13 protein-coding genes are annotated in these 14410 nt (G+C 69.0%); 8 read left to right on the forward strand and 5 right to left on the reverse strand.

Annotated features, from left to right (window positions below; genetic code table 11):
• Positions 1-152 precede the first annotated feature (152 nt).
• Positions 153-1325: a nucleotide sugar dehydrogenase gene (locus tag C3E78_RS00515; protein WP_108576483.1), complete on the forward strand. Its 1173-nt coding sequence runs from the start codon at positions 153-155 to the stop codon at positions 1323-1325.
• A gap of 21 nt (positions 1326-1346) precedes the next feature.
• Here C3E78_RS00515 and C3E78_RS18075 read toward each other — a convergent pair whose 3' ends face one another.
• Entirely contained in the window at positions 1347-1517 is a 171-nt protein-coding gene (locus C3E78_RS18075; RefSeq protein WP_159085757.1) for a hypothetical protein, read from the reverse strand.
• A gap of 141 nt (positions 1518-1658) precedes the next feature.
• Here C3E78_RS18075 and C3E78_RS00520 point away from each other — a divergent pair, with 141 nt between their 5' ends.
• The 3 genes from C3E78_RS00520 (at position 1659) to C3E78_RS00530 (ending at position 5771) form a co-directional block, all read left to right on the forward strand.
• Positions 1659-2468 carry an MBL fold metallo-hydrolase gene (locus C3E78_RS00520; RefSeq protein ID WP_108580676.1) on the forward strand — a complete coding sequence of 270 codons (810 nt, stop codon included), beginning with the start codon at positions 1659-1661 and terminating at the stop codon, positions 2466-2468.
• Between the two features lie 440 nt (positions 2469-2908).
• The gene (locus tag C3E78_RS00525; RefSeq protein ID WP_235833804.1) at positions 2909-4321 is read left to right on the forward strand and encodes an MFS transporter; all 1413 of its coding nucleotides are present in this window, start codon (positions 2909-2911) and stop codon (positions 4319-4321) included.
• Between the two features lie 55 nt (positions 4322-4376).
• Entirely contained in the window at positions 4377-5771 is a 1395-nt protein-coding gene (locus C3E78_RS00530) for an MFS transporter (RefSeq protein WP_199906883.1), read from the forward strand.
• A 3-nt stretch (positions 5772-5774) separates the two neighbouring features.
• Here C3E78_RS00530 and C3E78_RS00535 read toward each other — a convergent pair whose 3' ends face one another.
• The gene (locus C3E78_RS00535) at positions 5775-6029 is read right to left on the reverse strand and encodes a sugar nucleotide-binding protein (protein ID WP_235833805.1); all 255 of its coding nucleotides are present in this window, start codon (positions 6027-6029) and stop codon (positions 5775-5777) included.
• A gap of 13 nt (positions 6030-6042) precedes the next feature.
• On the opposite strand from C3E78_RS00535, the gene C3E78_RS00540 reads away from it, so the two are divergent.
• On the forward strand, positions 6043-6261 hold the full coding sequence (locus C3E78_RS00540) for a hypothetical protein (protein ID WP_168217224.1): 219 nt from the start codon (positions 6043-6045) through the stop codon (positions 6259-6261).
• Positions 6262-6503: 242 nt separating this feature from the next.
• Here C3E78_RS00540 and C3E78_RS00545 read toward each other — a convergent pair whose 3' ends face one another.
• The gene (locus C3E78_RS00545; protein ID WP_108576488.1) at positions 6504-7844 is read right to left on the reverse strand and encodes a sugar nucleotide-binding protein; all 1341 of its coding nucleotides are present in this window, start codon (positions 7842-7844) and stop codon (positions 6504-6506) included.
• A gap of 246 nt (positions 7845-8090) precedes the next feature.
• On the reverse strand, positions 8091-9089 hold the full coding sequence (rfbB, locus tag C3E78_RS00550) for a dTDP-glucose 4,6-dehydratase (RefSeq protein WP_108576489.1): 999 nt from the start codon (positions 9087-9089) through the stop codon (positions 8091-8093).
• Between the two features lie 58 nt (positions 9090-9147).
• Here rfbB and rfbA point away from each other — a divergent pair, with 58 nt between their 5' ends.
• Entirely contained in the window at positions 9148-10011 is an 864-nt protein-coding gene (gene rfbA / locus C3E78_RS00555; protein ID WP_108576490.1) for a glucose-1-phosphate thymidylyltransferase RfbA, read from the forward strand.
• A 9-nt stretch (positions 10012-10020) separates the two neighbouring features.
• On the opposite strand, the gene C3E78_RS00560 is transcribed toward rfbA, so the two are convergent.
• A complete protein-coding gene (locus C3E78_RS00560) occupies positions 10021-11379 on the reverse strand; it encodes a CDP-glycerol glycerophosphotransferase family protein (RefSeq protein WP_108576491.1) in 1359 nt (452 codons plus the stop codon).
• 167 nt (positions 11380-11546) lie between these two features.
• Between C3E78_RS00560 and C3E78_RS00565 the strand changes: the two genes are divergently transcribed.
• The gene (locus C3E78_RS00565) at positions 11547-13016 is read left to right on the forward strand and encodes an MFS transporter (RefSeq protein ID WP_199906885.1); all 1470 of its coding nucleotides are present in this window, start codon (positions 11547-11549) and stop codon (positions 13014-13016) included.
• A gap of 191 nt (positions 13017-13207) precedes the next feature.
• The gene (locus C3E78_RS00570) at positions 13208-14227 is read left to right on the forward strand and encodes an LLM class flavin-dependent oxidoreductase (protein WP_108576492.1); all 1020 of its coding nucleotides are present in this window, start codon (positions 13208-13210) and stop codon (positions 14225-14227) included.
• Positions 14228-14410: the final 183 nt, after the last annotated feature.

Raw genomic sequence — 14410 nt, forward strand, 5'->3', positions numbered from 1 at the left:
CCGTATCTCACCCCGATTAGTGTCGCCCTTTCACCATTGGTCACTCTACGGCGTAATCGGGTCATGTTGGCAACGTGCGGGCACGAAACCGTCTTATGTGTTCGAGGTCACAGCCCTCCTCGTCGATCAGGCGGCACCGATAGGCTCGCGCCGTGAGCACAAAGATCGCTGTTGTCGGCCTAGGTTATGTCGGACTTTCCATTGCTGTTCTGTTGTCGCAGCACAACGACGTCGTCGGACTCGAGATCGATGCCGAGAAGCTGCGCATCCTCGAGGCCGGCATAAGTCCCATCCAGGATGTCGAGATCGAGCAGTTCCTGGCCCGCGGAGACTTAGGCCTGACCTTCACCAACGATCCGGCGACGGCGTACGCCGGCGCCGACTACGTCGTCATCGCCACGCCGACCGATTACGACGCGGACACAAACTACTTCAACACCCGGACGGTCGAGAGCGTCATCCGAGACGTGGCTGTGAAACAGCCCGACGCGACGATGATTATCAAGTCGACCATCCCGGTGGGGTTCGTCCTGGATGTCCGCGGCAGGCTTGGAACAGAGAACGTCATCTTCTCTCCCGAGTTCCTGCGAGAGGGCAAGGCGCTCTATGACAACCTGCACCCGTCCCGCATCGTCGTGGGCGAGCAGAGCGATCGTGCGCAGCGGTTTGCCGACCTACTAATGGAAGGCGCGGTTGAGAAGGGTTGCCCGGTCCTCCTGACCGAGCCCACCGAGGCGGAGGCGATCAAGCTCTTCGCCAACACGTACCTGGCGATGCGTGTGGCCTACTTCAATGAGCTCGACTCGTTCGCCATCAGCCATGGGCTGTCGACGCGACAGATTATCGACGGCGTCGGGCTCGACCCGCGGATCGGGACGCACTACAACAACCCGTCGTTCGGCTACGGCGGCTACTGCCTGCCCAAGGACACCAAACAGCTCCTGGCGAACTACCAAGACGTCCCGCAGACGCTGATCAGCGCGATCGTCGAAGCCAACCGCACACGCAAGGACTTCATCGCGGAAGACATCTTGCGCCGCGGACCCAGGATCGTGGGCATCCACCGGCTGATTATGAAGTCCGGATCCGACAACTTCCGGGCTAGCAGTGTTCAGGGCATCATGAAGCGCCTCAAGGCGAAGGGCGTCGAGGTCGTGCTCTACGAGCCCGAGCTCAAGGAGGACGAGTTCTTCCACTCCAAGGTCATCCGCGACCTCGACGAGTTCAAGCGGATGTCCGACGTGATCGTCGCCAATCGCCGGGTCGACGAACTCGAGGATGTGCGAGATCGCGTCTACACGCGTGATCTCTTCGGGTCCGACTGAGCCGAAACGCCAGCGCCGGATCTAGGACTCCTTGGTGCCCGCAGCGGCCCGCTTGCCGGCCTGTGCGTCGTCGGCCGGCTCGTCATCGCTGAGCGGGTCCTCGCGCTTGGCCATGCCGTACTTGGCCCGGATCTCCTTCTGGGCGTCCGCCAGCTCACGGATCAGACGCGCTTTATCTCCCTCGAATGACATGTCCGAAGCATAGGCCCGTTCTGGGCCTGATGCGTCAGACGGTCTGTCTTTACCGGAGTTGTCCTGGAGCGAGAACCAGGCCGCCGCTGGGAATTGCAGCGAATGGTCGCGGCGCCCCTGATGTTCGGTCAGGATGCTGGCATGCGCGTCCGTCACCTCAACTGCGCCACCTTCTCGCCGCCGCTGGTCGGCGAGGTGGTCTGCCACGTCTTGCTCCTCGAGACCGACGAAGGCCTCGTCCTGGTCGACACCGGCCTCGGGCTCGACGACTACGCGGCCCCGAAGGGACGGATGGGGCCGACCCGCCTGCTCCTCCGGCCGGTCTCCGGGGCGCCGGACACGGCCCTGCGCCAGGTGGAGGCCCTGGGCCGGTCGGCGGCCGACGTCACCCACATCGTCCTGACCCATCTCGACTTCGACCACATCGGCGGGTTGTCTGACTTCCCGTCGGCGATCGTCCACACGACCGCGGACGAGCACGCGGCGGCGATCACCTCGCCGGACTTCCTCGACAAGCGCCGCTACCGCCCGGCGCAGTGGGCGCACGGCCCGGCGTGGCAGCTTCACGGGGGCCGCGGCGACATGTGGCGCGAAGGACTGACCGGCCACGAGGTGCTGCCCGGCATCACCATCGTCCCAATGCCGGGGCACTCGCGCGGGCACGCTGCGGTCGCCGTCGACGCCGGGGGTCGGGGGCTCCTGGTCCATGCCGGTGACGCCGTGTTCGACGCCTCGTCGTACGCCGCGGTGGCGCCATCGGGCCGACCGCTGGCGAAGGCGCCGATGCTGCGCGCGTTCGAGCAGGTAGTGGGTCGCGACCGCCTGGCCATCGTCCGCAACCACCGGACGTTGCGGCGTCTGAACGAGATTGCGGACGTGACGGTCCTGCCCGCGCACGACAAGCGGATCCTCGACGACCTGGCGGGACCGAGGAGCCGCCCTCAGTCGTAGAAGCCGGACCGGGTTCCTCGAGCAGGGCCGGGCCCGTCGGCTGCCAGCCCAAGAACTCGCGGGTCTTCGCGCTCGACGCGGGGAGGCATCTAGGCGGCCAGTGACTGGGAGCGCAGCGTGCGGCGCTTTCTCCATGAGGCGCAGGCGGTGTCGATGGCGAAGCCGGCCAGGACGAGCGCGGAGCACGCGCCCCAGAACATGCCAATCAACCACAGGCACGTCATCACGGCGAGAGGTTGCCCCGTGCGGCCGGCTCTCGCCGCCCTATTCCCGCGCTGACGCACATGACCGAGTGACGGACAGCACGCGACATTCCGGTGGCTATCTGGAGACCGGCTCCGTAATGTGATTGCGTCAAGCAATTGCCTTGGCTAACTACTTTTGCGTCTTTCTGAGGTTGTGCCGCTGTGCCCACGTCCACCCGTCGCACCCATTACTGGGTGACTTTCGCCGTCCTTGCCGTCTCCGTCGCGTCCTACACGCTGATGCAGTCGCTGACCGTCCCGGTGCTGTCCGAGATCGAGGCGGAGTTCGACACGAACCAGAACACCGTGACCTGGGTGCTGACCGCGTACCTGCTGTCGGCCTCGGTGTTCACCCCGATCATGGGACGTCTCGGCGACGCGTACGGCAAGCAGCGCATGCTCGTGATCTCCCTGGCGGCGCTGGCGCTGGGCTCGCTGGCCGCGGCGCTGGCCCCGACCATCGGCCTGCTGATCCTCGCCCGCGTCATCCAGGGCGTCGGCGGTGGCGTGCTGCCGCTGGCGTTCGGCATCATCCGCGACGAGTTCCCGATCGAGAAGATCGGCGGAGCGGTCAGCATCGTGTCGTCGCTGCTGGCGGTCGGCTTCGGCGCCGGCATCGTCCTGGCCGGCCCGCTCACCTCGTCGCTGGGCTTCCGCTGGCTGTTCTGGCTGCCGTTCATCGTCACGGCGACCGCCGCCGTCGTCGCGGTCCTCGTGGTCCCGGAGTCGCCGGTTCGGACGCCAGGGCGCATCGCGATCCTGCCCGCCGCCCTGCTCTCCGGCTGGCTCATCGCACTGCTGCTCGGCCTGAGCCAGGCGCCCGACTGGGGCTGGGGCTCGCCCAAGGTCATCGGCCTGCTCGTGCTCGCCGTCGTCCTGCTCGTGGCGTGGATCCGCGTCGAGCTGGTCGTCGACGTGCCGCTCATCGACATGAAGATGATGCGCCTGCCCGGCGTGTGGACCACCAACCTCGTCGCACTTCTGCTCGGCGTCGGCATGTACGCCTCGTTCGGCTTCGTCCCGCAGTTCAACCAGACGCCCAGCTCGAACGGCTACGGCTTCGGCTCCTCGATCACGGAGTCGGGCCTGATCCTGCTGCCCTCCGCGATCATGACCTTCCTGACCGGCCTGGTCGCCGCCCGGATCGCGCGCCGCATCGGCCCCAAGACCGTCGTGGTCATCGGCTCGGTGATCGGCGCGGCCGGCATGTTCCTGCTCGCGTCCTTCCACGACGAGAAGTGGCAGGTCGCCCTCGCCAACGCCATCTCCGGCACGGGCATCGGGCTCGCCTTCGCGTGCCTCGCGGGCCTCATCGTCGCGGCGGTCACCCCGCAGCAGACCGGCGTGGCCAGCGGCATGAATGCCAACATCCGCACGATCGGCGGCTCGATCGGCACCGCCGTGATGGCCAGCATCGTGACCGCGCACTTCCTGCCCAGCGGCTTCCCCAAGGAGATCGGCTACACGGCCGGCTTCCTGGTGCTGGGCTTCGCGCTGCTCGCCGCAGCTGTCGCCGGACTGGCGATCCCGTCCGTGTCCGAGAAGAAGCTCGAGAGCCGGATCGACCAGGAGCGCAACGACCGCGAGCTCTCGATCATGGGCGCCTGACCCGGCATCACCCATGCATCCCCACCGAGCTGCCGCGATGCCGGCGCGATGGACCGTGGGGATTCTGTCCGTCGGCGTCGGGTCGTTCGGGCTGCTGCAGTCGCTCATCGTCCCGGTGCTGTCGCAGGTGCAGGAGCGGTTCGACACCGACCAGGCCACGACTGCCTGGGTGCTGACCGCCTACCTGCTGTCGGCAGCGGTGGCCACGCCGTTGATCGGACGCATCGGCGATGCCGTGGGCAAGCAGCGGATGCTGATCGTCACGCTCCTGCTGCTGGCGCTCGGCTCCGTGATGGCTGCCCTCGCCCCGACCATCGGTTGGATGATTGCGGCGCGCGCGGTGCAGGGCCTCGGCGGTGGCGTGCTGCCCCTGGCGTTCGGCATCATCCGCGACGAGGTCTCCCCGGCCCGCGCGGGCACCGCGGTCGGCATCGTCGCCTCGCTGGTCTCGGGCGCGTTCGGGATCGGCATCGTCCTGGCCGGTCCGATCGTCGACGCACTGGGGTACACGTGGCTGTTCTGGCTGCCGGCGATCTCCACGACCCTGGCCGCGGTGGCAACTCTGCTGTTCGTGCCGGAGTCGCCCGTGCGGATGGCCGGCCGCATCAGAATCGTCCCCGTGGTGCTGCTGTCGGCGTGGCTGACCCTGCTGCTGCTGGCGCTCAGCGAGGGCAACGACCTCGGCTGGGCGTCGGCGCCGATCCTCGGCATGTTCGCCGGCGCGGCCGTCGTGTTCGCCGGATGGCTCCGGTCCGAGCACCGGCCGGCGGTGCCGCTCATCGACGTCCGACTCATGCGCACCCGTGGCGTGTGGACCGCCAACGTGGTCGCCCTGGTCGCAGGAATCGGCACGTTCGGATCGCTCGGCTTCCTTCCCCAGCTGCTCCAGACCCCGTCCGCGTCGGGCTACGGGCTCGGGGCGTCGATCTCGCAGTCCGGGTTGATCCTGCTGCCGGCGTCGGTCACGGGGTTCGTGATGGGATTCGTCGCGCCTCGGATGGTGCGGCGGTTCAGCGTGCAGCGGGTCATCTGTGTGGGTCTGGTTCTGAACGCACTCGCCTACGGGGCCGTGGCGCTCTTCCATGATGAGAAGTGGCAGGTGGCCACCTGGATGTTCTTCCAAGGCATCGGCATCGGCTGCGTGGTGTCGAGTCTCGCTGGGGTCGTGCTCCGGTCCGTGCCGCCGGAGCAGACCGGGGCCGCCAGCGGCATGAACGCCAACATCCGCCTCGTGGGCGGCTCGTTGGGCACGGCGCTGATGGCGGGCATCATCACGGCACGCACCGGCGTGGGCGGCTACCCGCTCGAGGCCGGGTATCGAGATGGCTTCCTCGTGCTGTCGCTGGCGGCGCTGCTCGGAGCCGGGGTGTCCCTGCTGATCCCGGCGCTCTCCGGGCCGGCGACCGCCTCACCCGAGCCTCGCGCGGACACGGCACGCGCCCGGGCGTAGCGGCTACGCCAGGACGCTGCTCGCCGGACGCGGGGCCAGGTCCTTGCCCTCGCCGTACTCCTGCGTCGACACCGGTGAGACGCGCTCCGGGTCGGCCCCGGCCTCGGCGAACACCTCGCGGGCGATCTCGAACCAGCTGCGCGGCTTGCCGCCGCTGGTGACGTGGTGGGTGCCGTACGGGGCGGACTCCGCCAGCAGGCTCTGGATGCCCGCGGCGAGGTCGCTCGTGTAGGTCAGGCGACCCACTTGGTCGTCCACGACTGTGGGGGAGATGCCGCGATCGGCCAGGGACCGCATCGTGATCGCGCACTTCCTGCCCAGCGGCTTCCCGAAGGAGATCGGCTACACGGCCGGCTTCCTGGTGCTGGGCGTTGCGCTGCTCGCCGCCGCCGTCGCCCGCCTGGCGATCCCGTCCGTCTCCGAGAAGAAGCTCAAGCGCAAGATTGACCAGGAGCGCAACCACCGCGAGCTCTCGATCATGGGAGCCTGACCCGGCGCATCACATCGGGTTCGTCCGGTTGCGGGCTCGATACCGCCCGTGTCGGAGGCGATGCGGGCACGCATCGCCGTACTTGATCCTGCACCGGAGCCTCGACCGTCTCCACCGTTTGCGCACGCTCATGACCCCGAAGAGGGCCATTCTCGAAGATTCTGACGCCGGGAACCGCAGCGAATTTCCAGCACCACCGGGCTGAGCGTCCCTCGACGCTCGTGGGCGCCGAGCCCGAGCCGTTAGGCCAGGATGCTGCTCGCCGGGCGGGGAGCGAGATTCTTGCCCTCGCCGTACTCCTGCGTCGACACCGGTGAGACCCGCGACGGATCCGCGCCGGCCTCGGCGAACACCTCGCGGGCGATCTCGAACCAGGTCCGCGGCTCACCACCGCTGGTGAGGTTGTGGACGCCGTACGGGGCTGACTCGGCCAGCAGGCTCTGGATGCCCGCCGCGAGGTCGCTCGTGTACGTCAGCCGGCCCACCTGGTCGTCCACGACCGAGGGAGAGATGCCCCGCTCGGCGAGCGACCGCATCGTGGCGATGAAGTTGGGGCCTTCACCGACGACCCAGCTCGTCCGCACGATGTAGTGCTTGGGGACGGTCATGACGACCGCGTCGCCGGCAGCCTTCGTCTGGCCGTAGACGCCGAGCGGCGAGAACAGCTCCTCGGTCGTGTGCTCCTGCTCCTCGCCGTCGAAGACGTAGTCGCTGGACACGTGCACCAGCGTCAGGTCGTGGGCGATGGCCGCGCGGGCCAGCTCGACCACGCCGTGGACGTTGATGCGCCACGCGTCACGACGACCCTGCAGCGTCTCGGCCTCGTCCACCTTCGTGTAGGCGGCGGCGTTGATGACCGTGTCGAAGCGCGTCCAGTCGACGTCTGCGTACGCGGCCAGGTCGGCGATGTCGAACTCGCTGCGCGACCACGCCGTGGCGTTCGGCAGCTGCTTGACCAGCTCGCGGCCCAGCTGTCCGTTGGCGCCCAGGATGAGCGTGCGGGGGGAGTCGGGGTCCGTCGTGCTCCTGGACTCGAGGTCCATCGGGGTGATCTGCGACAGCCGCGGGTGGGCCCGGTCCTTGTCGGACAGCTCGCACAGTTCCAGCGGGATGGGCCACTCGATGGCCACGGTCTCGTCAGCCAGGTTGAGGAAGGTGTACTCGGCGTCGGGCGTCCAGTGCGCGTTGACCAGGTACGTGTAGGCCGTCTTCTCCTCCAGCGTCTGGTAGGAGTTGCCGACTCCCTTGGGCACGAAGATCGCCTGGCCGGGGCCCAGCTCGGCGGTGAAGACCGTACCGAACGTGTCGCCCGCGCGCAGATCGACCCAGGCGCCGAAGATGCGCCCGGTCGCCACCGAGATGAACTTGTCCCAGGGCTCGGCGTGGATGCCGCGGGTCGTGCCAGCGGCCTCGTTGTAGGAGATGTTGTTCTGCACCGGACCGAAGTCGGGCAGGCCCAGCGCGGTCATCTTCTCGCGCTGCCAGTTCTCCTTGAACCAGCCGCGGTTGTCCCCGTGGACGGGCAGGTTCAGCAGCAGGACGCCGGGGATGGACGTCTGGTGGATGGTCAGGTCAGTGGGCATGTCGCCTCGTTCGGGTGGCGTTCGGCAGGTGGGAGTGTCGCCTCGCTTCGCTCACGGTCGGCCGCAGGCGGCCTCCCTGGCGACCGAGGGTGGGGTTCGGGTGTCGCCTCGCTTCGCTCACGGTCGGCCGCAGGCGGCCTCCCTGGCGACCGAGGGTGGTGCGTACGGTCGGCCGCAGGCGGCCTCCCTGGCGACCGACGCGCGGGCGGGCTGCTTGGCGACCGGTGAGGGTTGTTGCTGTGGGCATCAGTGGCCCAGTTGCTGGTACTTGGCCTCGGTCTGCGCCTTCTGCGGGCGCCACCAGGCCTCGTTCTCGCGGTACCAGTCGATCGTCGCGGCCAGGCCGCTGCGGAAGTCGCTGAACGCGGGAGCCCAGCCCAGTTCCGAGCGCAGCTTGCTGGAGTCGATCGCGTAGCGCAGATCGTGGCCCGCGCGGTCGGTCACGTGGTCGTACGCGTCGGTGGGCAGTCCGCTGAGCTCGAGAATCAGCTCGATGACGGTCTTGTTGTCCTTCTCGCCGTCCGCGCCGATCAGGTACGTCTCGCCGACCGCGCCCTTGTCGAGGATCGTCAGGACGGCCGAGCTGTGGTCGTCCGCGTGGATCCAGTCCCGGACGTTGAGGCCCTCGCCGTACAGGCGTGGGCGGATGCCGTCGATGACGTTGGTGATCTGCCGCGGGATGAACTTCTCGACGTGCTGGCGGGGCCCGTAGTTGTTGGAGCAGTTGCTGATCGTCGCCTGCACGCCGAAGGAGCGAACCCACGCGCGGACCAGCAGGTCGGAACCGGCCTTCGTCGAGGAGTAGGGGCTCGACGGGTTGTAGGGCGTCTGCTCGGTGAACCGTGCCGGGTCGTCGAGCTCGAGATCGCCGTAGACCTCGTCGGTCGAGATGTGGTGGTAGCGCTTCTCGTGCTTGCGCACCGCCTCCAGCAGCACGTACGTGCCGATGATGTTGGTCTGCAGGAACGGCGACGGATCGTGCAGGGAGTTGTCGTTGTGCGACTCCGCCGCGAAGTGCACGACCGCGTCGTGCCGCGAGACCAGGTCGTCGACCAGGTCGGCGTCGGCGATGTCGCCCACCAACAGGTTCACCCGCTCGGCCGGCAGACCCTCGAGCGACGCCCGGTTGCCGGCGTACGTCAGCTTGTCCAGGACGGTGACCGAGAGGTCCGTGTGGTCGATGACGTGGTGGACGAAGTTCGAGCCGATGAACCCCGCACCGCCCGTGACGAGAAGGTTGCGCATGGGCCCGAGGTTACCGCCCGCGGGCGCCACGATCCGTTGCGCCCGTAGGCTGCTTCTCATGAAGGGCATCATCTTGGCCGGTGGCACCGGCTCGCGTCTGCACCCCGTCACGCAGGGCATCAGCAAGCAGCTCGTGCCGGTGTACGACAAGCCGATGATCTACTACCCGCTCTCGACTCTCATGTCGGCCGGTATTCGAGACATCCTGATCATCACCACGCCGCACGACGCCGACCAGTTCGAGCGGCTCCTCGGCGACGGCAGCCAGTTCGGCGTCTCGCTGACGTACGTGCAGCAGCCCTCGCCCGACGGCCTCGCCCAGGCGTTCATCCTCGGCGCCGACCACATCGGTGACGACTCGGTCGCGCTGGTGCTGGGCGACAACATCTTCTACGGCGCCGGCGTCGGGACGAACCTGCAGCGGTTCCAGGAGATCGACGGCGCCTTCGTGTTCGGCTACCGCGTCGCCGACCCCACCGCGTACGGCGTGGTGGAGTTCGACGAGACCGGTCGCGCGATCTCGCTGGAGGAGAAGCCCGCGAAGCCGCGCAGCAACTACGCGATCCCGGGGCTGTACTTCTACGACAACGACGTCATCGGCCACGCGCGCGCCCTCAAGCCGTCCGCGCGCGGCGAGCTGGAGATCACCGACCTCAACCGCATCTACATGGAGCTGGGCAAGCTCAACGTCGAGGTGCTGCCGCGGGGCACCGCCTGGCTCGACACCGGGACGTTCGACGACCTCAACGACGCGTCGAACTTCGTCCGTACCGTGGAGAAGCGGCAGGGGCTCAAGATCGCCTGCCCCGAGGAGATCGCCTGGCGCCTCGGCTTCCTCACCGACGACGAGCTGCGCCAGCGCGCGGAGCCGCTGGTCAAGAGCGGCTACGGCGCGTACCTGCTGGGGCTGCTCGAGGACTGACGTCCTGACCTAGCTGCCGAGCTCCTCGAGCAAGGCGATGAACCGGGCCGCGGGCTCGGCGCGGTCGGGGCCGCCGAGGTAGTAGTCGGCGCGCTCGGCACGGACGGCGGCGAGCGGGTCCTTGCCCAGCGCCTGGTCGAGCACGGTCCCGAGCTGGGCCAGGTCACGGTCGATGACGTACGCCGCCTGCGCCGTGGGGTGGCTGGCGCGGAACTCGTCGGGGTCGGCGTACTGCGCGGCGTACATGACCAGCGGCTTGTTGCTCGCCATGAAGTCCACGACGATGCCCGACACGTCCGAGACCATCGCGTCGGCGTCGTTGAACGCCTCGATCAGCGGACGTTCCATCTCCTCGGCGCCCCACCCGTGCGGGCGCTGGGTGCGCTCGTGGTCGGCCTCGAGCATCTCGTTGACGCGGACGATCATCGCCTCCGCCTCGGCGTGGTTCTGGCCCGCGAAGTGGCGGCGGAAGTGCACGGTGCAGCCGCGGTCGAGCAGCGCCTGCACGATCCGGTCGGCGACGGCCAGCGACGAGACGTTGAGCGAGTCGTCCGCGTGGCGCCAGGTCGGGGCGTACAGGACGACCGGGGGGCGGGAGCGGCGCTTGGTGCCTGGGCGGATGCCCTCGGTCTGCGGGCGGCCGATGACGCGGATCTTCTCGGGCGGCAGGGCGAGCCCGGCGGCGGCGAAGCGGTCGATCGCGGCCTGCCCGGCCACCGCCACGAGGTCGTACTGCAGCACGCGCTCGGACGCGCTGAGCGGCTTGTCGCTGTCGCCGTGCCCGAGGAAGACGTCCGTCGCGTCGGAGGCGGCGATGAAGTCGGCGTTGCTGGCGGCGCCGTGCGGGTAGAACGCGCCGGTCACCGACGCCGGGATCGCGCCCTGCACGATCGGCGTGCCGGGGTACATCGCGGCCAGCTCGCGGAAGAGTCCCGGCGTGCGCGCGACGATGACCCACGGGATGCCCGTCCGGTCGATCCACGGTGACCACATGCCGATGTGCACGCCGACCTTGCCCGCGTACGGGACCGCGAGGCGCGGGCGGAAGGCCTCGACGGCGGCATGGGACTCGCGGCACCCTGAGGCGTACCGGCCGAGGATCGCGGTCAGCAGGCCCAGGATCACCGCGGCCAGGAGAGCGGCGGCGACCTGGAACGCCGGGGCGAACAGGATGCACGCCACCGCGATGGCGGTGAGGATTGCGGCGGCGATGGCCCACACCCGGAGGCGGAACGGCGGCGCGGGACTGAGCCACGTGGGCTGGCCGGGGACGTGCGCGGCCAGCGGGGGACGGGCGGTGACGCTGCGCCGGGCGAGGAGGCCGGTGGAGAGGGCGGCCAGGAGCACCACGAGGGCCACGACGATCACGGGTACGACTGTAGATCGTCGCGAGTCGGGGCGGTCGGCGGCCACGGGCGGAGACCGGCTCCGGTTGGTGAGCCGCGTCACGAAAGTTCTCGCTGCGGAGTCGGCGGCCGTAAACTCTCTCGGCAAGGTGCTTGCCTTGTGCAACCATCTTTCCGAAAGGGTCCTCTGTGGCCAAGCAGAACCGATCTCACTACCAGCTGACCTTCGCCGTGCTCGCGGTCTCGGTCGCCAGCTTCGCCCTCCTGCAGTCGCTCGTCACGCCGGTGCTCTCCGAGATCCAGGTGGATCTCAACACCGACCAGACGACCGTGACCTGGGTCCTGACGGCGTACCTGCTGTCGGCGTCGGTGTTCACGCCGATCATCGGTCGCATCGGCGACAAGGTCGGCAAGGAGAAGCTGCTCGTCGTGGCCCTCGTCGGTCTCGCGATCGGCTCGATCATCGCGGCCCTCGCCACGAGCATCGGTCCCATGATCGTCGCCCGCGTCATCCAGGGCGTCGGCGGCGGCGTGCTGCCGCTCGCGTTCGGCATCATCCGCGACGAGTTCCCCGAGAAGAAGATCCCCGGCGCGGTCGGCATCATCGCCTCGCTGGCCGCCGTCGGCGCCGGCGTCGGCCTGGTCCTCGCCGGACCCATCGTGGACGCGCTGAACTACCACTGGCTGTTCTGGATCCCGGGCATCGTCACGGCCCTCGCCGCGATCGCCGCGTTCTTCGTCGTCCCGGCGTCGCCGGTGCGTACGCCGGGCAAGATCAGCGTCCTGCCCGCCGTCCTGCTGTCCGCCTGGCTCGTCTGCCTGCTGCTCGCGCTCAGCCAGGGCCGCAGCTGGGGCTGGACCTCGGGTCGCGTCCTCGGCCTGATCGTCGCCGCGGTCGTCCTGGCCGTCGCGTGGGTCGTCGTCGAGGAGCGCTCGGAGTCGCCGCTGATCGACATGACGATGATGCGCCTGCCGGCCGTGTGGACCACCAACCTCGTCGCCCTGCTCGTGGGCTTCTCGATGTACGCCTCGTTCGGCTTCCTGCCGCAGTTCACCCAGACGCCGTCGGAGGCCGGGTACGGCTTCGGCGCCTCGATCACCGAGTCCGGCCTGATCCTGCTGCCGTCGTCCGTCACGATGTTCACCGTCGGCCTGCTCTCGGGCACGTTCGTCCGGCTGATCGGCCCCAAGACGGTGGTCGTGATCGGCAGCCTGATCTCCGCCGCCTCGATGGCGATCCTCGCGTTCGCGCACGAGGAGAAGTGGGAGCTGTACGTCGCCAACGCCGTCATGGGCGTCGGCGTCGGCCTGATCTTCGCGTGCCTGTCCAACCTCATCGTCGCGGCGGTGCCCCCGGAGCAGACCGGTGTCGCCAGCGGCATGAACGCCAACATCCGCACGATCGGCGGATCGGTCGGTGCCGCGGTCATGGCCAGCGTCGTCACGGCGTCGGTGTTCCCCAACGGCCTGCCGAAGGAGTCCGGCTACACCAACGGATTCCTGATGCTGACCATCGCGTTCATCGTCGCGGCGCTCGTCGCGCTGCTGATCCCGCGGGTCAAGCGTGACGTCATCGAGGACCACCTCGCCGACGAGCCCGAGCACGCCGAGCTCGGCATGGTCGCCGCCGGCACCCTGGTCGGCGACAAGAGCGAGTAGCACCTGACGGTCCCGCCGGCACACGCCGGCGGGACCGCGCGGGTCGCGGTGCTGACGACCGGGACGTCGTGCCGTTCGAGGACCTCGCGTCCGGCGTCAAGGAAGGCCGCTGGTGCGAGCCGCGTGTCCTGCGGATGGACGACTGAACGCGTCAGGGGAACATCGTGGCCGACAAAGTGGTTGAAACTTCTATGAAGAACGTCGGTTTCCTTTCCTTCGGTCACTACCAGCCCGTGCCCGGGTCGCAGACCCGTACGGCATCGGACGTCATGCTCCAGTCGATCGACCTCGCGGTCGCGGCGGAGGAGCTGGGCATCGACGGCGCCTACTTCCGCGTCCACCACTTCGCGCGGCAGCTCGCCTCGCCGTTCCCGCTGCTCGCGGCGGTCGGCGCCCGGACCAGCCGGATCGAGATCGGCACCGGCGTGATCGACATGCGCTACGAGAACCCCCTCTACATGGCCGAGGACGCCGCCGCGGCGGACCTCATCAACGAGGGGAGGCTGCAGCTCGGCATCAGCCGCGGATCACCGGAGACCGCGGTGCGCGGCTACGAGGCGTTCGGCCACGTGCCGCCCGAGGGCAGCAGCGACGCCGACATGGCCCGCGCCCACACCGAGCTGTTCCGCGCCGCGATCGCCGGTGCCGGGCTCGTCGACTCCGACCCGCGGATGACCGGGCGCTCGGTGCGCCTGCCGGTGATGCCGCAGGCCCCCGGTCTGTCCGACCGCATCTGGTGGGGCTCCGGCACCCGCGCGAGCGCCGAGTGGACCGCTGAGCAGGGCATGAACCTGATGAGCTCGACCCTCCTCACCGAGGACACGGGCGTGCCGTTCGACCAGCTGCAGCTCGAGCAGATCGAGCGGTTCCGCACGGCATGGGCTGCCGCGGGCTGGCAGCGTGAGCCCCGCGTCTCGGTGAGCCGCAGCGTCATCCCCGTGCTCGACGCGCAGGACCGCGCGTGGTTCGGCGAGCGCTCGGGCGACGACCAGGTCGGACACCTCGACGGCGGGCTCGCCCGCTTCGGCAAGTCGTACGTCGGTGAGCCCGACCAGCTCGCGGAGGAGCTCGCCGCGGACGTCGCGGTGCAGGCCGCGGACTCGCTGCTGCTGACCGTGCCCAACCAGCTCGGCGTCGACTACAACGCCCGGCTCCTGTCGGCCCTCGCCGACCACGTCCTCCCCGCCATCGGCTGGAAGCCCCGCACGTAACGGCGTTCGCCAAGGAGGCCGCTTGCGGCCGACTGTGAGCGGAGCGAGGCGAACGTCAGCTGGTTGGCTCGGGTTCGCCTCGCTGCGCTCACGGTCGCTTCGCTCCCTGGCGAACGTGAGGGAGGTGTTCGCCAAGGAGGCCGCTTGCGGCCGACTGTGAGCGGAGCGAGGCGAACGTCGCTG

The sequence above is a fragment of the Aeromicrobium chenweiae genome (genome assembly GCF_003065605.1).
Classification (GTDB): domain Bacteria; phylum Actinomycetota; class Actinomycetes; order Propionibacteriales; family Nocardioidaceae; genus Aeromicrobium; species Aeromicrobium chenweiae.

Bases quoted from the DNA above. Each gene is read 5' to 3' on its own strand.
- C3E78_RS00520 (WP_108580676.1), top strand. From the start codon at position 1,659: ATGCGCGTCCGTCACCTCAACTGCGCCACCTTCTCGCCGCCGCTGGTC.
- C3E78_RS00545 (WP_108576488.1), bottom strand. From the start codon at position 7,844: ATGCCCACTGACCTGACCATCCACCAGACGTCCATCCCCGGCGTCCTG.
- C3E78_RS18075 (WP_159085757.1), bottom strand. From the start codon at position 1,517: ATGTCATTCGAGGGAGATAAAGCGCGTCTGATCCGTGAGCTGGCGGAC.
- C3E78_RS00570 (WP_108576492.1), top strand. From the start codon at position 13,208: ATGAAGAACGTCGGTTTCCTTTCCTTCGGTCACTACCAGCCCGTGCCC.
- rfbB (WP_108576489.1), bottom strand. From the start codon at position 9,089: ATGCGCAACCTTCTCGTCACGGGCGGTGCGGGGTTCATCGGCTCGAAC.
- C3E78_RS00540 (WP_168217224.1), top strand. From the start codon at position 6,043: ATGCCGCGATCGGCCAGGGACCGCATCGTGATCGCGCACTTCCTGCCC.
- rfbA (WP_108576490.1), top strand. From the start codon at position 9,148: ATGAAGGGCATCATCTTGGCCGGTGGCACCGGCTCGCGTCTGCACCCC.